Raw genomic sequence first — 22,327 nt, 5'->3', positions numbered from 1 at the left:
CCGCCGGCGCCCTAGCGCGGCCGGTTGTTCCAGTTGAAGAACGTCGGGATGTTCTCGAAGTGGTTCCAGGCGCAGACGGCCCCGCCGTCGGCGCCTGGCACTTCGGAACGGGCGAGCCGCGCCAGCCTCGCCTCCTCCAGCAGGGGAGCGAGCTCGGTGCGCACGGCCCGGATCCGGTCGGCCAGGCAGTCAGGTGCGTCGGACATGGTCGAGCACTCCCTCCAGTAGGTTGATCTTGCTGTTGCGGCAGTGCTCGGTCTCCGTGCCGTCGAACCGCCCGTGCTCGAAGTACCGGTTGGCGGCGTGCCCGCCACCGCAGAAGCCGAAGTACGGGCAGGTGCCCCGGCATGCCTCGATCCCGACGAGGAACTCCGGCACCCAGCCCGTACCCGGCTGCGCCAGCAGCGCCGACAGCGGGCTGGTGAGCACGTTGCCGCTGCTGAAGTCGCCGTACGCCGGGTCGTCGAACCCGGCCAGCTCCGGCGAGAGCAGCACCACCGCGCCGTCGTGCCCGATGGTCGGGATCGGGTCCAGCGTGCGCGGCAGCAGGCCGTCCGCCGTGTCGTCCAGCACCGCGCCGACATAGCGCAGGCTCCACTCCAGCTCGCGCACGTGGACCCGCGGCTCGGCCCGCCACGCCGCCGTCAGCTCGGCCCAGAAGGCCCGCACCGCGGTGTCGTCATGCCCGTTGGGACGCTCGTTGACCCCCTCGCGCTCCTCGATGTTGACGCCGAGCGTGTCGCAGCCCAGCGCCAGGAAGTACGCGTACAGCCGGGCCGCCACGCCCGGCCGCGGCTCGCCCACCACGCACAGCGCCGAGAACGGCAGGCCGTGCCGGCGCAGCGCCGCGATCCCCCGCTCGATCCGGGCGTACGCCGGCCGCCCGGCCCGCGTGATCCGCCCGCCGTTGAGCTCCTCGGGCCCGTCCACGCTCACGCTCACCCGCACCCCGCGCTCGGCGAAGAACGCGCACCAGGCGTCGTCGATCAGCGTGGCGTTGGTCTGCACGTGGTGCTCCACCGCCGGGCCGAACGGGGCCATCAGCGCCGCCAGGTGCTCGCGGCCCGCCGCCAGCGGCTCACCGCCGTGCCAGACCACGGAGAAGCGGCCCTGCGCCGCCCAGACGTTCGCATCGGCGGCCACGGCCCGCGCCACCGCCACCGGCATCCGCCGGTCGACCCTGCGCAGGGGCAGGTAGCAGTAGACGCAGTCCAGATTGCACAGCGTCGTGGGTTGCATCACCACGTACCCCGGCACGCGGGACAGGCCTCGCATACCGCCACCACCGGCCACCCGCTCATTCCAGCAAACCGCGACCGGTCTGTCTCCCCCTGCCACACCCTCTTTAATGAGCAGAGCTCCCTTCACGCTGCCGGAACAGCGGGAAGGGAGCTCTGCCGAGCTATGCCGGGCGGTCAGTCGTCCAGCCAGTCGAGGCGGCGGTCGCCGCGGTTGCCGCGCCGGTCGTCGCCGTAGCCGGGCTGCTGGCCGTAGCCGTCCTGCTGGCCGCCGTACGGGTCCTGGCCGTAGCCGCCCTGCTGGGTGCCGTAGCCGGCCTGGTTCGAGCCGTACGGGTCCTGCTGCTGGCCGTAGCCGCCCTGCTGCCCGTAGGTCTCCTGGCCGTAGCCGCCCTGCTGGGTGCCGTAACCGGCCTGGTTCGAGCCGTACGGGTCCTGCTGGCCGTAGCCGGCCTGCTGACCGTACGAGTCCTGCCCGTAGCCGCCCTGCTGGGTGGCGCCGTAGCCGCCCTGGCCGGCACCGTAGCCGTCGCCCGAGGCGGGACCGGCGTAGTGCGTGGGCTCGTCGTACTGACCCTGGTAGCCGCCCTGCTGGGTGCCGTAGCCGCCCTGCTGGGTGCCATAGCCGGGCTGCTGGCCGTAGCCGGGCTCGCCGTAGCCGGGCTGGCCGCCGCCGTAGCCGCTGGTCGGGGCCACCGGCGAGCCGTAGCCGCCGGCCGCGCCGCCGCCGTAGCCGCTGGTCGGAGCGGGGCTGCCGTAGCCGCTGGTGGGCGCCACCGGCGACCCGTAGCCGCCCGCCGGAGCGGCCGGGGAGCCGTAGCCGCTGGTCGGGGCCACCGGGGAGCCGTAGCCGCCCGCCGGCGCCGGGGAGCCGTAGCCGGCCTGCTGGCCGTAGCCCTGGTCGCCGTAGGTCGGCTGGCCGCCGCTGTAGCCGCTGGTCGGCGCCGTCGAGCCGTAGCCGCCGTACTGCTGGGTCGCCGCGGCCGGGGAGCCGTAGGGCTGCTGCGGGCCGCGCTGCTGCGGCACACCGTAGTCGCCGGGGCGGTGCATGACCGTCGCGTCGGCACCGGCACCGGGCCGGGCCACCATCGTCGGGTCGGCGGGACGGCCGTACGCACCCGCACCGGCGCCGCCGCCGTAGACGCCCGCCCCGGCCCCGGCCCGCACCGGCTGGCCCGCGGCGGGGCGCACGCCCGGACGGCCGCGCACCGGCTCGTCGTCGTCCTCGTCGTCGTCCTCGTCGTCATCGTCGTCGTCGCCGCCGCGCTTCATCACCAGCAGCACGATCGCGCCGATGCCCAGCGCCACCAGGAGGCCGCCCAGGATGATCATGACCCAGGTCATGCTGTCCAGGCCGCCGTCCTCCTCCTCCTTGTTCCCGGAGACGTCGACGGGCTCACCGGGGGTCTCCTCGGTGCCCAGCGACTCCTCGGGCAGGGGGCTCGCGATGTCGGTCGGCGTGGCCTCGGCGGTCGGCGAGGCGGTCGCCGACGGGTTGCTCATGGAGACCTTCACGTCACGCTTGGACGCGCCGTTGACGAGGTTGAAGGTGACGCTCTTCGGCTCGAACGGGTCCTTCTGCGCGGTGATGACGATCATGCCGGGCGCGATCGGGTTGCTCGCGGTCGGCTTGAAGCTGAACCGGCCCGCGCTGTCGGCGGTCTTGGTCTGCTCCTTCTGATCACCGTCGGAGAGCATCACCAGCGCCCCGCCGATGGTCTTGCCGGTCGAGATGTCCACCACCTGGCCGGAGATCTCGCCCGTGGACTGTGGCGCCTGAACCGCAGGTTGCAGATTGATGAGCGCGTTGTCGGACTTTCCGTCCGCGCGGATCGTGACCTCAACCCGATCGCCCTGCGAAGGGTCACCGGTCACTGTGAGCTTGAACTCGAACGCCTTCGTCCCATCAGGCAGCACAGCGGCGTCTGCTTGTATCGAGCACTGCGTGCACTCGACCTTGCTGCTGTTGTCGCTTGCCGTGATCTCGCCGAGCCCAGCTGCGGGACCGTTCTTGACCGACCCCTTGATGGTGATCGTGTCGCCCTTCTTGGCGGACGACGGGAAGGAGTCGATGTTAACGCTGGCAGCCTGCGCACTTGCCGGTGCTGCGACGCCGACGAGTGTGCCGAGCGAAACGATCGCAACCACTCCGACGCGTGCCAACCAGGACCGTCGCTGGGTAGTCACGGCCACCGCCTTCCAAGCTCCTCGATATCCCACAGCGAGCGGGGTGTGGGGGGCGCTGCGGGAATACACCGCCCGCAACTATGCCTTGCGAAGGAAGGGTTGCGCGACCCAGGGGCCGTACATGATGAGTAAAAGTCATCTTGTATCGTCCGCTTATGTCCCCCTCGCCTGAAATATCACCGGCGGTGACCGCGGCACTGGACTCCCTGGCCACGGGCGTGGCCCCGGAACGTTTGACGCTGCGCGATGCGGTTAGGGCATTGTTGGCACATCTTGCGACGACAGTTCCTGGCCGTTCGGTGGAGGTGCGGGTTCCCCCATACGGCGCGATTCAGTGCGTCGAAGGGCCAAGGCACACCCGGGGCACACCCCCCAACACGGTGGAGACCGATCCGGTCACATTTCTTCAGCTCGCCGCCGGACGCGTCGATTGGTCGGATGCGGTGTCCGATGGCCGGATTCGAGCCAGCGGGATTCGGTCCGATATCAGCACTCTTTTCCCGATCGTCTGAGCCTGGCACACTGGTATGCCTGGATTCAGTCACGCGGCGCACACGCCGGGCACCGGGGTTTCCACCCCGCTCGGTCACGTACACTGAGCTGCGGCGGCAATCGCCGCGCGACGCCGACACACACCACCGATGCCGGCTTTCCGAGCAGGGCATCAACCAGCTACTGAAGCGACAAGCGCAAGGAGCAGCAGGGTGCCCCGAGGCGACGGCCGGTTGAGCCACGAACTCGACCCCCACCGGCCAGGCCCGCAAGACGCATGCGGCGTCTTCGGTGTCTGGGCTCCTGGTGAAGAGGTCGCGAAACTGACCTACTTCGGCCTGTACGCGCTGCAGCACCGCGGCCAGGAGGCGGCGGGCATCGCGGTCAGCGACGGCTCCGGCGTGGTGGTCTACAAGGACGTCGGCCTGGTGGCCCAGGTCTTCGACGAGCCGACCCTGGCCAGCCTGCGCGGTCACCTGGCGATCGGGCACGCGCGCTACTCCACCACCGGCGACTCGACCTGGGAGAACTCCCAGCCCACGCTGCAGTCGACGAGCGCGGGCACCACCATCGCGCTCGCCCACAACGGCAACCTGGTGAACACCGCCGACCTGGCCCGCCGCGCGGCCGAGGCGGGCATGGACAGCCGCGGCTCGACCAACGACACCGGCCTGGTCACCATGCTGCTGGCCAGCCGCCCGGACCTGTCCGTCGAGGCCGCCGCGATGGAGGTGCTGCCGACCGTCGAGGGCGCGTTCAGCTTCGTCTTCATGGACGAGAACACCCTTTACGCCGCGCGCGACCACCACGGCGTGCGCCCGCTGATGCTGGGCCGCCTGGAGCGCGGCTGGGTCGTCGCGAGCGAGCAGGCCGCCCTCGACATCGTGGGCGCGTCCGTGGTCCGCGAGGTCGAGCCCGGCGAGCTGATCGCCATCGACGAGTACGGGCTGCGCTCGCAGCGCTTCGCCGCGCCGGACCCCAAGGGCTGCCTGTTCGAGTACGTCTACCTGGCCCGCCCCGACGCGACCATCTCCGGCCGCAACATCTACTCGACCCGGGTGGAGATCGGCCGCAAGCTGGCCGCCGAGCACCCGGTCGAGGCCGACCTGGTCATCCCCGTGCCCGAGTCGGGCACGCCGGGCGCGATCGGCTACGCCGAGGCCTCCGGCATCCCGTACGGCCAGGGTCTGATGAAGAACGCCTACGTCGGGCGCACCTTCATCCAGCCCTCGCAGACCATCCGCCAGCTGGGCATCCGCCTGAAGCTGAACCCGCTGCGCGACAACGTGCGGGGCAAGCGCCTCGTCGTGGTCGACGACTCCATCGTGCGCGGCAACACGCAGCGCGCCATCGTGCGCATGCTGCGCGAGGCGGGCGCGCTGGAGGTTCACGTACGCATCTCCTCTCCGCCGGTGAAGTGGCCGTGTTTCTACGGCATCGACTTCGCCACCGGCGCCGAACTGCTGGCGAACGGCATGGACATGGAGGGCATCCGCCGCTCCATCGGTGCCGACTCGCTCGGCTACGTGTCGCTCGAGGGGCTGATCGCCGCCTCCGAGCAGCCGAAGAACCGCCTGTGCCGGGCCTGCTTCGACGGGGAGTACCCGATCGCGCTGCCGGCCGCCAACCTCATCGGCAAGCACGTGCTCGAAGGGGTCGGCCGCCGCGTCGGGCCCGAGGAGCGCACCGGCGACCAGCCCTCAGCGCCGACGACGGAACTGAGCCGGTCCTAGCACCACTCGTCACGGCACCACCGACCCTTCAACGAACCCGGTGCCGCGCACAAAGAGGAGAAATACCGTGACGCACGTGACCGAGCGCCCCGTCTCCGGGCAACCGGAGAACGGCAACCGTCAGCTGTGGACGGCGGAGGGCAGCACCAACCGCCGGCGCACCGTCACCTACGCGGACGCGGGCGTGTCGATCCACGCCGGCGACCGCGCCGTGGAGATGCTGAAGGACAAGGTCGCGCGCACGCACCGGCCCGAGGTGCTGGGCGGCCTCGGCGGGTTCTCCGGCCTGTTCAAGCTCGACACTTCGAAGTACAAGAGCCCGGTGCTGGCCTCGTCGACCGACGGCGTGGGCACCAAGCTGGCCATCGCGCAGCAGATGAACATCCACGACACGGTCGGCATCGACCTGGTCGCGATGGTCGTCGACGACCTGGTCGCCTGCGGCGCGGAGCCGCTGTTCCTGCTCGACTACATCGCCTGCGGCGAGGTCGTGCCGGACCGGATCGCCGAGATCGGCGCGGGCATCGCCGACGGCTGCCGGTACGCCGGGTGCGCGCTGCTGGGCGGCGAGACCGCCGAGCACCCCGGCCTGATGCGCCCCGACGAGTACGACCTGTCCGCCAACGGCGTCGGCGTCGTCGAGGAGGACATGATCCTCGGCGCCGAGCGGGTCCAGCCCGGTGACGCGGTCATCGCGATGCGCTCCTCCGGCCTGCACTCCAACGGCTACTCCCTGGTCCGCCACGTGCTGCTCGGCCAGGCCCGGCTCAAGCTCGACTCGGTCATCGAGGACCTGGGCGACCAGCGCACCCTCGGCGAGGAGCTGCTCACCCCCACCAAGATCTACGCCAAGGACTGCCTGAGCCTGATCGCCGAGTGCGAGGTGCACGCGCTCGTGCACGTCACCGGCGGCGGCATCCCCGGCAACCTGGTCCGCGTCCTCCCCAAGCACCTGGACGCGATCGTCAACCGCTCCACCTGGGCCCCGCAGCCCATCTTCGACCTGATCCAGCGCAAGGGCCGCATCGACACCGGCGACCTGGAGTCGACCTTCAACATGGGCGTCGGCATGTTCGCCGTCGTCTCCGCCGCCGACGCCGACCGCGCCATGGCCCTGCTGACCGGCCGCGGCGTCGAGTGCTGGCACGTCGGCGACATCGTCGAGGGCACCGGCCAGGTCCACATGCTCGGCCACCACACCCGCGGCTGACCGCCGCCCCGACCCCCAAGATCGCGACGATCTTGCGTGGACTGTGGGGATGACACGCCCTAACCGGGCATATCCCTAACAGTTCACGCAAGATCGTCGCGATCTTGCTTTGGCGGGGTACGGCGCGCCGGGTCAGAGCCAGGCGGTCAGGGCGGCGCGGATGCCCGCCGGGTCCAGGGCGTGCCAGTGGGCGTGGTCCGCGGGGGTGCCGAAGGCGTGCAGATCCTTGCGGGCCACGCCGAGGCTGAGCAGGCGGTGCGGGCGGTCGGCGAGGGCCTGCCCGACCACGTGGGCCGAGGTGCCGGCCAGGTACGGCTCGACCAGGGCCACGTTCCCGGAGCCGGCCAGCGCCCGCAGGCCCGCCGTGTCGAACGGGCGGGGCGTGTGCGTGTACGCCACCGTCACGTCCAGCCCCCGCGTCGCCGCCAGCACCGGCGCGAGCATCGGCCCGACCGCCACGACCACCGCCCGCGCGCCGTGCCGCACCGGCCGCAGCAGGTGCGCGTCGGCGTACGCGATGTCGTTGGCCTGGGTCGACAGCCGCAGGTACACCGGGTCGTCGTGGGCGGTCGCGGCCTCCAGCAGCGGCGCCACCTCGCCGGGGTGGCCGGGCACGTGCACGGCCCAGCCGGGCAGCGTGTCGATGAGCTGGACGTCCATCGGCGACATGTGGGTGTAGCCGGCGGTCGAGCCGTCATACGACGCGCCCACGCTGACCAGCACCGCGCCCACGCCCTGGTGGGCCAGGTCGAGCTTGATCTGCTCGTACGCCCGGTCCACCAGGAACGTGGCGTAGGAGTGGGCGACCGGTCGCAGCCCGGTGAGCGCCAGCCCGCCCGCGACGCCGATCATGAGCTGCTCGCGGATGCCCACGTTGAGCACCCGGTCGGGATGCTTGAGCGCGGCCGGCTCGAACGCGGCGGCCGAGATGTCGGCCAGCACCAGCGCGGTGCGCGGATCCTGCTCGATCAGCCGGGACATGGTGTCGACGAACGCCTGCCGCATGATCAGCTCTCCTTGCTCTCGACGCGCGCCACGACGACGTGCGGCGCGCCCTCCCGTGCCTCCGCCAGCCCGGCGGCGATGGCCTCGTGGTCGCGGCCGTCCACGGTGACCGCGGTCCAGCCGTGCACCGCGAACCGGGACGCGATGCCGCCCGGCCAGCCGTGCGAGGCCGACTGGTTGTCGATCACCACTGCGGTGATCGCGTCCAGGCCGGTCGCGCCGGCGTACGCGATGGCCTCGTGGTTGCTGCCCTCGTCGAGCTCGGCGTCGCCGAGCAGGACGTAGACCCGCGGCTCCATGCGGCCCTGGGCCCGCAGCCCGAGCGCGGTGCCCACGCCGAGGCCGAGCCCGTGCCCCAGCGAGCCGGAACTGATCTCCACGCCGGGCACCCGCAGCCGGTCCGGGTGGTGCCCCAGCGGGCTGTCCGCCCCGCCGAGATCGTCGAGCCACTCCTGCGGGAAGAAACCCTTCGCGGCCAGCACCGCGTAGTACGCGGCCGGGCCGTGCCCCTTGGAGAGCAGGAAGCGGTCCCGGTCCGGGTCGTCGGGGCGGCGCGGGTCCACCCGCAGCACCCGGTCGTAGAGCACCTGGAGCACGTCCAGGGTCGAGTACGCGCTCGGCGCGTGCTTCTCGTCCCCCGTCAACCGCGTCAGCAGCGGCTTCACATCGATTACGGCCATACGGGTAGCCTGCAAGTTAAAGTGCACTTGAACTCAAGGCGGGGGCTCGTGAAATCTGGTGTGACGCTGTTGACGATCGGCGACCTGTCGGCGCGCAGCGGGGTGGCGCCATCGGCGCTGCGCTTCTACGAGGAACGCGGCCTGATCCACTCCGTGCGCACGAGCGGCAACCAGCGGCGGTACGAGCGCGGCGAGCTGCGCCGCGTCTCCTTCATCCGGATCGCGCAGCAGGTCGGGGTGTCCCTGGAACGGATCCGGGAGGCGCTGTCGGAGCTGCCCGAGCGGCGTACGCCCACCAAGGCCGACTGGACCCGGCTGTCCGCACGCTGGCGTGCCGACCTCGACGCCCGGATCGCGCTGCTGGAACGCCTGCGCGACACGCTCGACGGCTGCATCGGCTGCGGCTGCCTGTCACTGCAGTCCTGCAAGCTCTACAACCCCGGCGACGAGCTGGCCGCACAGGGCCCCGGGCCGCGCAAGCTGCTGTCCTGATCAGACCGGGGCTGCGCATCACGGTCGATGCCTCTACCGTGAGGGAGTGACTCTCGTCGACCTCCCCCGGTCGGCTCCCCTTCCGCCGCCGAAGGGGAGCCGCCGCCTCAGGATCGCCGCCATCGCCGTCGCGCTGGCGCTGCTCGCGGGCATCGCCTACGGCGCGGTCCAGTACTACTACGCCGGCGTGCCGATCCCGAAGGAGCGGTTCGACACGACCCACCCGGTGCGCGTGGTGAACCTGCGCCCAGGCGTCGCGGACGCCTTCGTCGCGGCCGTCGATCCGGACTTCTACCAGGAGGATCCCGGCCTGATCTGGCCGTCCTCCCTCATCGCGAAGAAGTACGCGGTCGTCGCGATGGGACTGCCCGAGTCCGACCTGGACAGCTGGCGGGTGCGCGTCGCCGCGCACAAGCTGGAGCTCTGGTACACGGAGGCGGACCTGCTCGGGTTCTACCTGACCACCGCCCGCTTCGACACGGGCGCGATCGGCCTGGCCGAGGCCTCGCAGTGGTATCTCGGCAAGGAGCCCAGGGACCTGACCGTCGCCGAGTCGGCGCTGGTCGCGACGCACGTGGGCGCCGGCACGACGCAGCCCGAGCAGGCCTGGCACCGGGTGCTGGACACGATGGTGGAGCGCGGCCTGCTCGACCCCGCCGAACGCCGGAGCCTGACCTTCCCGCAGGCGCGTCACTGAACCCGGCCCCGGCGTCGCCGGGTCAGCGCCCCACCCGCGACGGACCTAGAGTGAGGCTCATGACCATCGTCGATACGGCGCCGCTGCCACCGCCCGCACCGTCATCGCCGCCGTCCGCGCCGCGCCGCGGCCGCGTGCTCGGCGCCGTGACCGGCGTGCTCGTCCTCGCCCTGGCCGGCGCCGCGCTGGCCGCGAACATGTACTACGACAGCATCCCCGAGGCCCCCGAGATCCGGGACAACCAGGCCGTCGTGCGGGTGCGGGACGTGCCCGCACCGGTGCTGAACACGTTCGTCGCCGCCGTCGACCCCGACTTCTACGCGGGCGGTGACTGGCCCTGGTCCAGCTCGCTGATCACCCAGCGTTACGTGATCGTCGCGGCCGAAGACTTCGAGGCGCCTGCCCTGCGCACCGCTGTCATGGCGTCGAAGCTCGAAGACAAGTACATGATGACCGACATTCTCGGCTTCTACCTCAGCACCGCCGACTTCGGCCGGGGCGTCACCGGCCTCGACGCCGCCGCGCAGGCGCACTTCCGCAAACCCGCGACGGCGCTGACCGTCGCCGAGGCGGCCCGGCTCGCGGTGCTGCTCGACCCAGACGCCCCGGCCGACCCGCGCGCCGCCTGGGACCGGGTGCTCGGCACGATGGTGGAGCGCGGCTGGCTGAGCCAGGCAGAGCGCGACGCGCTGCGATACCCGGCCTGACCTGCGCGACGGCGGCCCGGGAGTCGATGCCCCGGGCCGCCGTCGCCGTATCTCCTAAGCGAACGTCGTCGGCCCGCTGCTCTGGGCGAACCTCGTGCCGTTCCAGCGGTAGCCGCGCCACTGGAACTTGCCCTTGAAGCGGTTCTCATCGGTGTAGGTGGTCTCGTGGTTGCCGACCTCGACCAGGACCTCGCCGGGCTTGCCCACCTTGATCTTCCTGACGTTCTCGATCCGGTCGCTGCCCGGCCCGCCCGTGCGCTCGTTCTCGATCACGACGCCGAGGGTGGTGAACCGGCCGTTGCCCTTCGGACGCAGCGCGAGCACCTGGCCCAGCAGGCCCTCACCCTGTCGGCAGGTGATCAGCGCGATCTCCTCGAACGCGCCGTCACCGTCGATGTCGACGCTGACCACGTCCGCGATCCGGGTGGACTCGCCGGCCTTGCCGTTGCGGAACTTCACCGCGCCGCTGGGGCAGGACGGGTCCGCCTTGCGGACCGGCAGGTCCAGTGTCGCGTTCTCCAGCCCGTGCAGCGTGCTGGCGGGCGGGGGCGGCGAGGTCGCGACCGACGTGCTCGGCGACGCGGACGGCGAGGGCTCGGGCGAGGGCGAGAGCGACGTCACGGGGGACGGCGCGGCCGAGCTTGCACCCGGCTGCGGGGGCGTGACCGGACCGGCGGTGAACGAGGCGTACGCCCCGCCGCCGACCAGCACCGCGGTCAGCGCGCAGGCCGCCACGGCGGTCGTGCGGACCCGCTTGCGGTGCTGCACCGTGCGGTACGCGGCACCCGTGCCGGTGGGCTTGATCAGCGGGTTGGTCTCCGACCGGTACTCCGCGAAGGCCGTCGTGAGCAGGTCGTCGTCGAATTCAGACATGGTTCGGCTCCTTCCGGGCCTCGGTGAGCTGGGCGGCGAGCGCGGTGCGACCGCGGTGGAGCCAGGACTTGACGGTGCCTTCGGCGACCTCTTCCTGCTCCGCGATCTCCGCGATGGTCAGCTGGGCGATGTAGAAGAGGATGCAGGCCCGGCGCTGGGTGTCCGGCAGCGTCGCCAGCGCCCGGGTGACCGCGATCCGGTCCGGGCTCGGCCCGGCCACGTGCTCCTCACGCTGCCGGTGCAGGAAGTTGAGCATCGTGCGCCGGCGGCGCCAGCCGCTGGTGGCCAGGTTCCACGCGACCCGCCGCACCCAGGCGGCCGGATCGGCGTACCCGGCGATGCCGTCCCAGCGCGCCAGCGCGCGGCAGAACGCCTCCTGCACCATGTCCTGCGCCTCGCTGAGGTTGCCTACGTACGCGTTGAGCTGCAGCGTCAAGCTGTGGAAGTGGGCCGCGTAGCACTCCTCGAAATCGGCGCGGCCGGCCGATCCCGTGTCGCCTCGGTCTGAAGCCATGTCCCCGTGCTCCCCTGGATGGTGCGGGCTCCTTCCGCCCGTCGCGACATCACGTCCCGCCATGGGTAAAGGTTGCGAGGAATTTTCTGTCATGCACCGGACAGCCGGACGTCGGCCCTGACCTGCACGGCAGGCCACTTGCCCGGGGGGACGCGGGAGGAGACCCGTCGAGCGGGGGCATGATCGCCGTTTGCGGCCAGAAAGCGGAGCCTCACTGCACTTCGTGACCAGAAACAGCGATCTTCAGCCCCGCGCCAGCGGTGGAGGCGCTTCCCGGCGGTGGATACCGGACAGTGGGCGCGAAGCGGGCGGCCCGCTCGGCAGTGGATCACCACCACCGAGCGGACCGCCCGAAGAAACGCATCCGGCCGAGGGCCGGCTCCTGCCTACTGCTCGTCGGCCTCGGGCCGCGCAGTGCCGTCGGCGTCCTGCGCGACCGCGCCGGCCTGCGTGACCTCGCTGGGCTGCGCGAACTCGCCGGGCTGCGCGAACTCGCCGGCCTGTGCCACCGGCTCGCCCTCGGCGAACAGCGCCGGCTCAGCGGCCGACTCGCTCCCGGCGAACGACTCGCTCCCGGCCGCCGACTCCGCCGCCCCGGTTTCCACGACTGCGGTCTCGGCGAGCACGGCCGTGGCGGCGCCGCCGGCTGTGGCCGATTCCTGCGCCGTGGCCGGCGCCTCGGACGCGACCGCGCCCGGCTCGCCGGCGCCGAACAGCTTCGGCAGCGCGCCCGAGAACGCCTCCCGCAGCTCGCCCTGGCTCACCGCGAAGCGGCCCGCCTCGCCGTGGCCGATCACGGTCAGGTCGGCGCCCTCGTCGTCGACCTGGCCCAGGATCGTCGCCGGCAGCTCGTGCTCGGCCAGCAGCTGCTCGAACGCCTGGCGGTGACCCACCGGGACGGTCAGCAGCACGCGGCCCGCCGACTCGCTGAACAGCGAGACGAACGGTTCCAGCTCCACCGGCAGGGTGATCGTGGCGCCGAAGCCCTTGCGCAGCACCGACTCCACCAGCGCCTGCGCCAGGCCGCCGTCGGACAGGTCGTGCGCCGAGCGGACCAGGCCGGTCTCGGCGGCACGCTGCATGAACGCGGCGATGGCCTGCTCGCGGCCGAAGTCGACCTTCGGCGGGCGGCCGCCGAGGTGGCCGTGCGCCACCCAGGCCCACTCCGAGCCGGACAGCTCCAGCGCGGTGTCGCCCAGCAGCACCAGCACGTCGCCGGCGTGGCCGAAGCCCATCGGGATGCGGTGCGCCACGTTCTCCAGCACGCCCAGCACCCCCACGACCGGGGTGGGGTGGATGGCCACCGCGCCGGTCTGGTTGTAGAAGCTGACGTTGCCGCCGGTCACCGGGATGCCCAGCTCCTGGCAGCCGTCGGCGATGCCGCGTACGGCCTCGGCGAACTGCCACATGACCGCCGGGTCCTCCGGCGAGCCGAAGTTGAGGCAGTCGGTGACCGCGACCGGCTCCGCGCCGGTGACGGCGACGTTGCGGTACGCCTCGGCCAGGGCCAGCTTCGCGCCCTCGTACGGGTCGAGGCGGGCGAACCGGGAGTTGCAGTCCAGCGACAGCGCGACGCCGAGGCCGGTCTGCTCGTCGAGGCGCACGATGCCGGCGTCCTCGGGCTGCGCGAGCACGGTGTTGCCCAGCACGTACCGGTCGTACTGCTCGGTGACCCAGGCGCGGTCGCACAGGTTCGGCGACGCGGCGAGCTTGAGCATCGCGTCCTTGAGCTGGTAGTCGTGGTGCGGGCGGGGCAGCGTCTCGGCCCGGTCGGCCTGCAGCAGGATCAGGTCGGCGGGCTCGCGCAGCGGCCGGGCGTACACCGGGCCGTCGTCGGCGAGGCTGCCCGGCGGGACGTCCACCACGGTCTCGCCGTGGAAGGTGATCCGCACCCGGCCGGTGTCGGTGACGACGCCGATCGGGGTCGCGATGACGCCCCACAGCTGGGCGATGCCGAGCACCGCGTCCAGCTTCGCCGGCTCCACGATGAAGAGCATGCGCTCCTGCGACTCGCTGGCCAGGATCTCGTGCGGCTCCATGGAGGCCTCACGCAGGTGGACCTTCTCCAGCTGGATGTCCATGCCGGTGCCGGCCGCCGCGGCGGTCTCGGTGAGTGCGCAGGTCAGGCCCGCGCCGCCGAGGTCCTGCACGCCGACGATCAGCTTGGCCTGGTAAAGCTCCAGGCAGGACTCGATGAGCAGCTTCTCGGTGAACGGGTCGCCCACCTGCACGCTGGGCCGGCGCTGCTCCGACGCGTCGTCGAAGGTGGCGCTGGCCAGCACCGACACGCCGCCGATGCCGTCGCGGCCGGTCTTGGCGCCCATCAGCACGACGATGTTGCCGGGGCCGTCGGCCTCCTTGCGCTGCAGGCCGTCGACCGGCAGCACGCCCAGGCTCAGCGCGTTGACCAGCGGGTTGCCCTGGTAGCACTCGTCGAAGAAGACCTCGCCGCCGACGTTGGGCAGGCCCAGGCAGTTGCCGTACCCGCCGACGCCGGCCACCACGCCCGGCAGCACGCGCTGGGTGTCCGGGTGGTCCGCGGCGCCGAAGCGCAGCGAGTCCATCACCAGGATCGGGCGCGCGCCCATGGCCAGGATGTCGCGCACGATGCCGCCGACGCCGGTCGCGGCGCCCTGGTAGGGCTCCACGAACGACGGGTGGTTGTGCGACTCGACCTTGAAGGTGACCGCGAGCTTCTCGCTGATCTGGATGACGCCCGCGTTCTCGCCCATGCCGGCCAGCATGCGGTCCGACGGCGGGGCCTTCTCGCCGAACTGGCGCAGGTGCACCTTGCTCGACTTGTAGGAGCAGTGCTCGCTCCACATGATCGAGTACATGGCCAGCTCGGACTGGGTCGGGCGGCGGCCGAGGATCTGCTTGATCCGCTGGTACTCGTCGTCCTTGAGGCCGAGCTCCAGGTATGGCTGCAGCTCGTCCGGGGTCGCCTCGGCGGCCTTGACGGTGTCCACGGTCAGGTTGTCGTTCATGCTGCCGCCTTAGCGTCGGCCAGGTGCTTGAGCACCGACGAGAAGAATCCGAGGCCGTCCAGGGACGGGCCGGTCAGCGCCTCGACGGCGTGCTCCGGGTGGGGCATGATGCCGAGCACGTTGCCCGCCTCGTTGCGGATCGCCGCGATGTCGCGGGTCGAGCCGTTCGGGTTGCCGCGGATGTAACGGGCCACGATCTGGCCGTTGGCCTCCAGCTCGTCCAGCGTGCGCCGGTCGGCGACGTAGCAGCCCTCGCCGTTCTTCACCGGGATCAGGATCTCCTGCCGGTCGGCGAAGTGGTTGGTCCACGCCGTGTCCGTGCTCTCCATGCGCAGCCACTGGTCGCGGTTGCGGAAGTGCAGGTGCTGGTTGCGGGTGAGGGCGCCGGGCAGCAGGTGGGCCTCGCAGAGGATCTGGAAGCCGTTGCAGATGCCCATGACCGGCATGCCGCCGCGCGCGGCGTCGGCGATCGCCTCCATCACCGGCGCGAACCGGGCGATGGCGCCGCAGCGCAGGTAGTCACCGTAGGAGAAGCCGCCCGGGAGCACCACGGCGTCGACGCCGTGCAGCTCGGGATCGGCGTGCCAGAGCCGCACGACCTCGGCTCCGGAGATGCGCGCGGCACGCGCCGCGTCCCCGTCGTCCAGCGAACCGGGGAAGGTCACCACACCGATCTTGCTCATGCGGCTTCGACTACCCGGATCTCGTAGTCCTCGATGACCGGGTTGGCCAGGAGCTTGTCCGCGATCTCACGGGCCCTCTCCAGGTCGGCCTCTCCGGCGAAGTCGATCTCGACTCGGCGACCGATGCGCACTGAGGCGACGTCATTGACGCCCAGGCGGGGCAGCGCGTTCGCGACGGCCTGCCCCTGCGGGTCGAGGATCTCGGGCTTAAGCATGACGTCAACCACGACGCGAGCCACGGGGAAACTCCTGACTTTTTCTATGTCTGCCTGTCCGCCACGGGCAGCTTCAGATTACCGGCAGGCGCAGCCGGGGCGTTTTCTGGGGAGCACCGAAACTCCCACGAGTTCACTGCTTTCACAGAGCTGAGAGCAAGGTCACGACGGAGAGCACGCCGCAGACCCCCGCCCCCACGTAACGGATGACCGACAGCTTCACCCGTTTCAACAACCACCGGCCGAGGAGCACGGCGAGCCCGGACACGGCCGCCAGGCCCAGCCAGCCGCCCAGGAACGTGGGGACCATCGGCCGGCCGCTGGCCACCAGACCCGCCAGCAGCAGCTGGGACAGGTCGCCCCACTCGGCGGTGAACAGCACCAGGAAGCTCGCCCCGGCGGCCCGCCAGCCGCGCTTGGGCTCGACCGCCTTGGCCTCGAACTCCCGCTCCTGCTCCACCTCCTCCGCGTCGGCCTTCTTCGCACCCTTGGCCAGGACGAACGCGCCGACCGCGAACAGCGCCGCGGCGACCAGCTGCACCGGCTGGGTCGGCAGCTTCGTCAGCAGCGCGCCGAAGGCGACCGCGATGACGCACTGCACGCCGAACGCCGCGACCACCCCCAGCCAGGTGGGCAGCGCCGGGTAGCGGGTGCTGAGCACCAGCGTCGCCACGAACGTCTTGTCCGGCAGCTCCACCGGGAAGATCGCCACGAAGGCGACCAGCATCGGACCCAGGAACTCCATCAGAGGATGGCGCCGGGGGTGTACGCGGCGGCGGCCGGGTGCTGCGCGGCGATCTTCTCCACCTGCGCCGTGATCGCGGCGACCTGGGCCGAGGCGGCGCCGACGAAGGCGGAGCGGTCGGCCACCAGGGCGTCGATCTCGGCCCGGGACAGGCCGAGGCGGGTGTCGGCGGCGAGGCGGTCGAACAGGTCGTTGTCGGCCTGGCCGCGCTCGCGCATGGCCAGCGCGACACCCACCGCGTGCTCCTTGATCGCCTCGTGCGCGGTCTCCCGGCCGACGCCCTTCTTCACCGCGCCGACCAGCACCTTCGTGGTGGCCAGGAAGGGCAGGTAGCGGTCCAGCTCGCGGTTGATGACGGCCGGGTACGCCCCGAACTCGTCGAGCACGGTGAGGAACGTCTGGAACAGGCCGTCCAGGGCGAAGAAGGCGTCCGGCAGGGCCACCCGGCGCACCACGGAGCAGGACACGTCGCCCTCGTTCCACTGGTCGCCGGCCAGCTCGCCGGCCATGCTCGCGTACCCCCGGACGATCACGGCCAGGCCGTTGACCCGCTCGCTGGAGCGCGTGTTCATCTTGTGCGGCATCGCCGACGAGCCGACCTGGCCGGGCTTGAAGCCCTCGGTGGCCAGCTCCTGACCGACCATCAGCCGGATCGTGGTAGCCAGGCTCGACGGCGCGGACGCGGCCTGGGCCAGCGCGGTGAGCACGTCGAAGTCGAGCGAGCGCGGGTAGACCTGGCCCACCGAGTCGAGCACCCGCTGGAAGCCGAGGTGCCCGGCGACCCGGCGCTCCAGCTCGGCGACCTTCGCGGCGTCGCCGTCGAACAGGTCGAGCTGGTCGGCCGCGGTGCCGACCGGGCCCTTGATGCCGCGCAGCGGGTAGCGGGCGATCAGCTCGTCGATCCGCTCGTACGCGATGAGCATCTCCTGCGCGGCCGAGGCGAACCGCTTGCCCAGCGTGGTGGCCTGCGCCGGGACGTTGTGCGAGCGCCCGGCCATGATCAGGTTGTCGTGTTCGGCGGCGCGGGCGGCCAGCCGGGTCAGCGTGGCGACGATCCGGTCCCGGATCAGCAGCAGCGAGTCGCGGATCTGCAGCTGCTCGACGTTCTCGGTGAGGTCGCGGGAGGTCATCCCCTTGTGGATCTGCTCGTGCCCGGCCAGCTCGCTGAACTCCTCGATGCGCGCCTTCACGTCGTGCCGCGTCACGCGCTCCCGGGCCGCGATCGAGTCCAGGTCGACCTGGTCCAGCACCCGCTCGTACGCCTCGATCACGCCGTCCGGCAGCGCGATGCCCAGGTCACGCTGGGCCCGCAGCACCGCGAGCCACAGCCGGCGCTCGGCGCGGACCTTCTCCTCCGGTGACCACAGCGTCACCAGTTCGGCGGAGGCGTAGCGGGTGGCCAGGACATTCGGCACATGCGGGCGCTTCGTCACGTGCCTCATTCTCGCACGCAGCGATCACCGCCCCTGGTCTGCCCGCGCCCGCGCGTATATACTTCCTTGTTAGATCGTATATATCGCGGCCGCGAGGGGGACCCGATGGCGAAGATGCTGATCGACATCGACGAGGAGCTGCTCGCCGACGCCGCCGAGGTCTTCGGCACCAAGACCAAGAAGGACACCGTCAACACCGCCCTGCGCGAGAGCGCCGCCCGCCTTCGCCGCGCGCGCGCCCTCGAAGGGCTACGGGAGATGGCGGAGAGCGGATACTTCGACGAGTTGCTGGACAAGAACAACTATCGCCCGAAGCCGTGACCGCCGACTACCTGGTCGACACCAGTGCCCTGGTGCGGCTGCTGCGTCCCGGGTCGTCCGCACTCGGGTGGGACCAGCAGATCGAACAGGGCCTGCTCGGCGTGTGCCCGATCACCGAGCTGGAGTTTCTCTACACGGCCCGCTCCCGGGCGGACCGCAAGAAGATCCTTGCCCTGCTGACCGAGACCTATCCCTGGATACCCGTCCCCGACGACGTCTACCGCCGCGCCGCACAGGTGCAGGATCTGCTCACGCAGCAGGGCCAGCACCGCAGCGCCGGTCCGATCGACCTGCTGGTCGCCGCGACCGCCGAGCTCACCGGCCTCACCGTCCTGCACTACGACGGCGACTTCGACGTCATCAAGAAGGCCACCGGCCAACCCGCCCGGTGGCTCGCGCCACCCGGCACCATCCGCTGACCTCGCCCGCGCCTCCCCGCGACTTCGGGGACGCAGTTTCGGGGAAACTGCACGTTCGCAGGGCGCGGATGGCGCAGTTTCCCCGAAACCGCGACATCCGGCCGAACGCGGCGACGGCGTCAGCGTTCCAGGACGGCCACGACGCCCTGGCCGCCGGCGGCGCAGATGGAGATGAGGGCGCGGCCGGAGCCCTTCTGGGCGAGCAGCTTGGCGGCGGTGGCCACGATGCGGCCGCCGGTGGCGGCGAACGGGTGCCCTGCGGCCAGCGACGAGCCGTTCACGTTCAGGCGGGAGCGGTCGATGGTGCCCAGGCCGTTGGACTCCCAGGCGGCCAGCGTCGCGAGCACCTGCGACGCGAACGCCTCGTGGATCTCGTAGAAGTCGAAGTCCTGGAGTTTGAGGTCGAGGCGGGACAGCAGCTGGGGGACCGCGTACACCGGGGCCATGAGCAGGCCCTCGGGCTCCGGGTCGCCGTGCACGAAGTCGACGGCGGCGGTCTGCGCGGTGACGAAGCGGGCCAGCACCGGCAGGTTGCGCGCGGCGGCCCACTCCTCGGTGCCGAGCAGCACCACCGCCGCGCCGTCGGTCAGCGGCGTCGAGTTGCCCGCGGTCATGGTGGGGTTCTTGCCGCGCAGGCCGTACACCGGCTTGAGCGAGCCGAGCTTCTCCAGCGAGGTGTCGGGGCGCAGGTTCTGGTCCCGGGTGAGGCCGAGGTACGGCGTGACCAGGTCGTCGAAGAACCCGGCCTCGTACGCCGCGGCGAGCTTGCGGTGCGAGTCGAGCGCCAGCTCGTCCTGGTCGGCGCGGGTGACGCCCCAGCGCTCGGCGGTGAGGGCGGCGTGCTCGCCCATGGACAGCCCGGTGCGCGGCTCGGCGTTGCGGGGCACCTCGGGCTTGAACGGCTGCAGCGGCCGCAGCGCCATCGCCGCCTTGAGCCGCTCGCCGGTGCTCTTGGCGTTGTTCAGGCGCAGCAGGATGCGCCGGAACTGCTCGTTGAGCTGCAGCGGCGCGTCGGAGGTGGTGTCCACGCCGCCGGCGATGCCGGAGTCGAGCTGCCCCAGCGCGATCTTGTTGGCGATATACGTGATCGCCTGCAGGCCGGTGCCGCAGGCCTGCTGCAGGTCGACGGCGGCGGTGGCGGGGTCGAGGCCGGTGCCGAGCACGGACTCGCGGGTCAGGTTGAAGTCGCGGGAGTGCTTGAGCACGGCGCCCGCGGCGACCTCGCCGAGGCGCTGGCCGGCCAGGCCGAAGCGGGCGATGAGCCCGTCCAGCGCGGCGGTGAGCATGTCCTGGTTGGAGGCGCGGGCGTACCGGCTGTTGGACCGGGCGAACGGGACCCGGTTGCCGCCGATGACGGCCACCCGGCGCACACTGTCAGTCACAACGACCTCCTGGTGTCAGACCTTACTCGCGAGTAAGGTCTACCGCATGAGCGACCGATACACAAGTTTCGCAAGGTCCGGGCCGGGGCGGGCGATAGTCAAGCGGCTCGGCCTGCCCGATCCGCCGAAGCTGCCCCGCTTCCGCGAGGGCGACGCGCTCTTCCCCGGACCGGTGCTGGTCGGCCCGTCCGACGGCCCGCGCGCGGCGGAACTGGCCAAGATGTACGGCTCGACCGAGGACCTGGACCGGCACCACGGCCTGGTCTTCGACGCCACCGGCATCACCGGCCCGGCTGGCCTGCGGGCGCTCTACGACTTCTTCCACCCGGTCGCGCGGGCGCTCACCCCGGCCGGGCGCGTCGTCGTGCTGGGCCTGCCCCTCGACGCGGTGACCGACCCCGCCCAGGCCGCGGCCCAGCAGGCGCTCGACGGTTTCGTACGCAGCGTCGGCAAGGAGTTCGGCCGGGGCACCACGGCACAGCTGGTCCGGGTGCACCCGGACGCCGACACCGCCGCGCTGCGCTCCACCCTGGACTTCCTGCTGTCGGCGAAGTCGGCGTACGTGAGCGGGCAGACGATCACCGTGGACGCCGCCCCGGCCCCGTCCGGCGGGACGCTCGACGGGAAGATCGCGCTGGTCACCGGCGCGGCGCGGGGCATCGGCGCGGCCATGGCCCGGGTGCTGGCACGCGACGGCGCCCACGTGATCTGCCTGGACGTCCCGGCGGCCGGCGACGACCTGGCCAAGGTCGCCAACGAGGTACGCGGTGAGGCGTACCAGCTGGACCTGACCGGCGAGGGCGCGGCGCAGCGGCTGGCCGACCACGTCAAGGAGCGGCACGGCCGGCTCGACGTGCTGGTGCACAACGCGGGCATCACCCGCGACAAGCTGCTCGCCAACATGGACGGCAGCCGCTGGGACAGCGTGCTCAAGGTCAACCTGATCGCCCCGGCGCACGTCACCGACGTGCTGCTGGACGCCGGGCTGATCCCCGACGGCGGCCGGATCGTCGGCGTGGCCTCGATCGCGGGCATCGCGGGCAACCGCGGCCAGACCAACTACGCCGCCAGCAAGGCCGGGGTGATCGGCTGGGTGCACGCGCTGGCGCCGGTGCTCGCGGCGCGGGGCATCACCGTCAACGCGGTGGCGCCGGGCTTCATCGAGACCGCGATGACCGCGAAGCTGCCGATGTTCATCCGCGAGGCCGGACGCCGCATGAACAGCCTGGCCCAGGGCGGCCTGCCGGTGGACGTCGCCGAGACGGTGGCCTGGTTCGCCGCGCCCGGCTCGGCCGCGGTCACCGGCAACGTGGTGCGCGTCTGCGGCCAGTCGCTGCTGGGGGCCTGACATGCCGAGCATGTTGCGCGCGGCGCTGTCGGTGGTGCCGTTTCCCCGGCCGAGCACGCTGCCCGACGATACGCTGACCACCGCGGTCCCCGTCGACCGCGAGCATCTGGCCCGCTACCAGCGGGTGTGCGGGTTCGCGCTGAGCGACCGGCTGCCGGTCACGTACCCGCACGTGCTGGGCTTCGGCCTGCAGCTGGACTTGATGACCCGGCGTGACTTCCCGTTCCCGGTGGTCGGCGGGGTGCACGTGGCCAACCGCATCGAGCAGACCCGGCAGCTCACCGCCGACGACGTGCTGGAGCTCGCGGTACACGCGCAGGACCTGCGCGACCACCCGCGCGGGCGGCAGTACGACGTGATCACCACGGCGGCCGTGGACGGCGAGGTGGTGTGGCGGGACGTCTCGACGTACCTGCGGCGCGGGCCGTCCGCCGCGCCCCGCGAGCAGCGCCCCGCGCGCGAGCCCGCGCCGGACGCGCCGCCCCACGCCACCTGGCGGGTGCCCACGTCGACCGGCACGGACTACGCCGACGTCTCCGGCGACCACAACCCGATCCACACCTCGTGGCTGGGCGCGCGGGTGTTCGGCTTCCCGCGCCCGATCGCGCACGGCATGTGGAGCAAGGCCCGCTGCCTGGCGGCGCTCGAAGGGCGGCTGCCGGCGGCGTACACGGTCGAGGTGTCCTTCAAGCTGCCGATCCTGCTCCCCGGCACCGTCGGCTTCACCTGGACCGGCCGCGAGTTCGGGCTGCGCGACGCCCGCTCCGGCAAGCCCTACCTGACCGGTACGGTCACGGCCTGATCCGCCCCCGGTCGAGCCCCACGCCGCCGCGCCGCGGGGACTACATCGGTGCGCGGCCGACAACTTCTGGGTTGTCGCGACAACCCAGAAGTTGTCGGGGGCCGGGGGATAAATGCGGGGGGGGTGGGCGCGCGGTGGGGGCGGCCGACCCCCCGGCGGGGGGC

General features: G+C 71.8%; 23 protein-coding genes. 10 read left to right on the top strand and 13 right to left on the bottom strand.

All coding sequences use genetic code 11. The annotated features are described in order from the left end of the window. Nucleotides 1-11: 11 nt before the first annotated feature. The 3 genes from amcA to AB0J67_RS01405 all read right to left on the bottom strand — a co-directional run bounded on the left by amcA (nucleotide 12) and on the right by AB0J67_RS01405 (nucleotide 2,981). A complete protein-coding gene (amcA, locus tag AB0J67_RS01415) occupies nucleotides 12-206 on the bottom strand; it encodes a multiple cyclophane-containing RiPP AmcA (protein WP_363475030.1) in 195 nt (64 codons plus the stop codon). Next, the gene (gene amcB / locus AB0J67_RS01410; RefSeq protein WP_363475028.1) at nucleotides 190-1,275 is read right to left on the bottom strand and encodes a cyclophane-forming radical SAM peptide maturase AmcB; all 1,086 of its coding nucleotides are present in this window, start codon (nucleotides 1,273-1,275) and stop codon (nucleotides 190-192) included. The genes amcA and amcB overlap by 17 nt, the downstream gene beginning before the upstream one ends. A gap of 140 nt (nucleotides 1,276-1,415) precedes the next feature. Then, nucleotides 1,416-2,981, bottom strand: a complete 1,566-nt coding sequence (locus AB0J67_RS01405) for a hypothetical protein (RefSeq protein WP_363475026.1) — start codon at nucleotides 2,979-2,981, stop codon at nucleotides 1,416-1,418. Between the two features lie 599 nt (nucleotides 2,982-3,580). On the opposite strand from AB0J67_RS01405, the gene AB0J67_RS01400 reads away from it, so the two are divergent. The 3 genes from AB0J67_RS01400 (at nucleotide 3,581) to purM (ending at nucleotide 6,860) form a co-directional block, all read left to right on the top strand. Continuing rightward, entirely contained in the window at nucleotides 3,581-3,937 is a 357-nt protein-coding gene (locus AB0J67_RS01400; RefSeq protein WP_363475024.1) for a sterol carrier family protein, read from the top strand. A 192-nt stretch (nucleotides 3,938-4,129) separates the two neighbouring features. Further along, on the top strand, nucleotides 4,130-5,650 hold the full coding sequence (gene purF / locus AB0J67_RS01395) for an amidophosphoribosyltransferase (protein ID WP_363475022.1): 1,521 nt from the start codon (nucleotides 4,130-4,132) through the stop codon (nucleotides 5,648-5,650). Nucleotides 5,651-5,717: 67 nt separating this feature from the next. After that, nucleotides 5,718-6,860, top strand: coding sequence for a phosphoribosylformylglycinamidine cyclo-ligase (gene purM, locus AB0J67_RS01390; RefSeq protein ID WP_363475020.1), 1,143 nt, complete (start codon nucleotides 5,718-5,720; stop codon nucleotides 6,858-6,860). 132 nt (nucleotides 6,861-6,992) lie between these two features. On the opposite strand, the gene AB0J67_RS01385 is transcribed toward purM, so the two are convergent. Beyond that, on the bottom strand, nucleotides 6,993-7,865 hold the full coding sequence (locus AB0J67_RS01385) for a transketolase (protein ID WP_363475018.1): 873 nt from the start codon (nucleotides 7,863-7,865) through the stop codon (nucleotides 6,993-6,995). A gap of 2 nt (nucleotides 7,866-7,867) precedes the next feature. Beyond that, entirely contained in the window at nucleotides 7,868-8,545 is a 678-nt protein-coding gene (locus AB0J67_RS01380) for a transketolase (RefSeq protein ID WP_363475016.1), read from the bottom strand. Nucleotides 8,546-8,605: 60 nt separating this feature from the next. Here AB0J67_RS01380 and soxR point away from each other — a divergent pair, with 60 nt between their 5' ends. From soxR to AB0J67_RS01365, 3 genes are read left to right on the top strand one after another with little or no spacing between them, the layout of a single operon-like run. Next, on the top strand, nucleotides 8,606-9,037 hold the full coding sequence (gene soxR / locus AB0J67_RS01375) for a redox-sensitive transcriptional activator SoxR (protein ID WP_363475171.1): 432 nt from the start codon (nucleotides 8,606-8,608) through the stop codon (nucleotides 9,035-9,037). 46 nt (nucleotides 9,038-9,083) lie between these two features. Further along, the gene (locus AB0J67_RS01370; RefSeq protein ID WP_363475014.1) at nucleotides 9,084-9,734 is read left to right on the top strand and encodes a transglycosylase domain-containing protein; all 651 of its coding nucleotides are present in this window, start codon (nucleotides 9,084-9,086) and stop codon (nucleotides 9,732-9,734) included. A gap of 59 nt (nucleotides 9,735-9,793) precedes the next feature. After that, nucleotides 9,794-10,441, top strand: a complete 648-nt coding sequence (locus AB0J67_RS01365) for a transglycosylase domain-containing protein (RefSeq protein ID WP_363475012.1) — start codon at nucleotides 9,794-9,796, stop codon at nucleotides 10,439-10,441. 54 nt (nucleotides 10,442-10,495) lie between these two features. Here the strand turns inward: AB0J67_RS01365 and AB0J67_RS01360 are convergent, their stop codons facing one another. From AB0J67_RS01360 to purB, 7 genes are all read right to left on the bottom strand, one after another. After that, nucleotides 10,496-11,314: a hypothetical protein gene (locus AB0J67_RS01360; protein WP_363475010.1), complete on the bottom strand. Its 819-nt coding sequence runs from the start codon at nucleotides 11,312-11,314 to the stop codon at nucleotides 10,496-10,498. Beyond that, on the bottom strand, nucleotides 11,307-11,828 hold the full coding sequence (locus AB0J67_RS01355) for a sigma-70 family RNA polymerase sigma factor (RefSeq protein WP_363475008.1): 522 nt from the start codon (nucleotides 11,826-11,828) through the stop codon (nucleotides 11,307-11,309). Before AB0J67_RS01355 ends, AB0J67_RS01360 begins: the two co-directional genes overlap by 8 nt. Nucleotides 11,829-12,214: 386 nt before the next feature. Further along, complete coding sequence (purL, locus tag AB0J67_RS01350) at nucleotides 12,215-14,815, bottom strand: phosphoribosylformylglycinamidine synthase subunit PurL (protein WP_363475006.1); 2,601 nt, start codon at nucleotides 14,813-14,815, stop codon at nucleotides 12,215-12,217. Beyond that, nucleotides 14,812-15,498 (bottom strand): phosphoribosylformylglycinamidine synthase subunit PurQ, encoded by a 687-nt coding sequence (purQ, locus tag AB0J67_RS01345; RefSeq protein ID WP_363475004.1) that lies wholly within the window; start codon nucleotides 15,496-15,498, stop codon nucleotides 14,812-14,814. Before purQ ends, purL begins: the two co-directional genes overlap by 4 nt. Then, entirely contained in the window at nucleotides 15,495-15,737 is a 243-nt protein-coding gene (gene purS / locus AB0J67_RS01340; RefSeq protein ID WP_203750717.1) for a phosphoribosylformylglycinamidine synthase subunit PurS, read from the bottom strand. The genes purQ and purS overlap by 4 nt, the downstream gene beginning before the upstream one ends. Before the next feature lie 118 nt (nucleotides 15,738-15,855). Then, nucleotides 15,856-16,458 carry a TMEM165/GDT1 family protein gene (locus AB0J67_RS01335; protein ID WP_363475001.1) on the bottom strand — a complete coding sequence of 201 codons (603 nt, stop codon included), beginning with the start codon at nucleotides 16,456-16,458 and terminating at the stop codon, nucleotides 15,856-15,858. Further along, complete coding sequence (gene purB, locus AB0J67_RS01330; RefSeq protein WP_363474999.1) at nucleotides 16,458-17,900, bottom strand: adenylosuccinate lyase; 1,443 nt, start codon at nucleotides 17,898-17,900, stop codon at nucleotides 16,458-16,460. The genes AB0J67_RS01335 and purB overlap by 1 nt, the downstream gene beginning before the upstream one ends. Nucleotides 17,901-17,996: 96 nt before the next feature. Here purB and AB0J67_RS01325 point away from each other — a divergent pair, with 96 nt between their 5' ends. Beyond that, nucleotides 17,997-18,212, top strand: coding sequence for a type II toxin-antitoxin system VapB family antitoxin (locus AB0J67_RS01325; RefSeq protein WP_363474998.1), 216 nt, complete (start codon nucleotides 17,997-17,999; stop codon nucleotides 18,210-18,212). Beyond that, the gene (locus AB0J67_RS01320; RefSeq protein WP_363474996.1) at nucleotides 18,209-18,631 is read left to right on the top strand and encodes a PIN domain nuclease; all 423 of its coding nucleotides are present in this window, start codon (nucleotides 18,209-18,211) and stop codon (nucleotides 18,629-18,631) included. The genes AB0J67_RS01325 and AB0J67_RS01320 overlap by 4 nt, the downstream gene beginning before the upstream one ends. A 119-nt stretch (nucleotides 18,632-18,750) precedes the next feature. Here the strand turns inward: AB0J67_RS01320 and AB0J67_RS01315 are convergent, their stop codons facing one another. Further along, nucleotides 18,751-20,013 carry an acetyl-CoA C-acetyltransferase gene (locus tag AB0J67_RS01315; protein WP_363474994.1) on the bottom strand — a complete coding sequence of 421 codons (1,263 nt, stop codon included), beginning with the start codon at nucleotides 20,011-20,013 and terminating at the stop codon, nucleotides 18,751-18,753. Between the two features lie 46 nt (nucleotides 20,014-20,059). On the opposite strand from AB0J67_RS01315, the gene AB0J67_RS01310 reads away from it, so the two are divergent. Next, the gene (locus AB0J67_RS01310) at nucleotides 20,060-21,361 is read left to right on the top strand and encodes a 3-oxoacyl-ACP reductase (protein ID WP_363474992.1); all 1,302 of its coding nucleotides are present in this window, start codon (nucleotides 20,060-20,062) and stop codon (nucleotides 21,359-21,361) included. Nucleotide 21,362: 1 nt separating this feature from the next. Beyond that, on the top strand, nucleotides 21,363-22,163 hold the full coding sequence (locus tag AB0J67_RS01305) for a MaoC/PaaZ C-terminal domain-containing protein (RefSeq protein WP_363474990.1): 801 nt from the start codon (nucleotides 21,363-21,365) through the stop codon (nucleotides 22,161-22,163). Nucleotides 22,164-22,327 lie beyond the last annotated feature (164 nt).

Source organism: Catellatospora sp. NPDC049609, assembly GCF_040675365.1.
Taxonomy (GTDB): domain Bacteria; phylum Actinomycetota; class Actinomycetes; order Mycobacteriales; family Micromonosporaceae; genus Catellatospora.
This window is presented reverse-complemented; position numbering and strand designations above follow the sequence as displayed.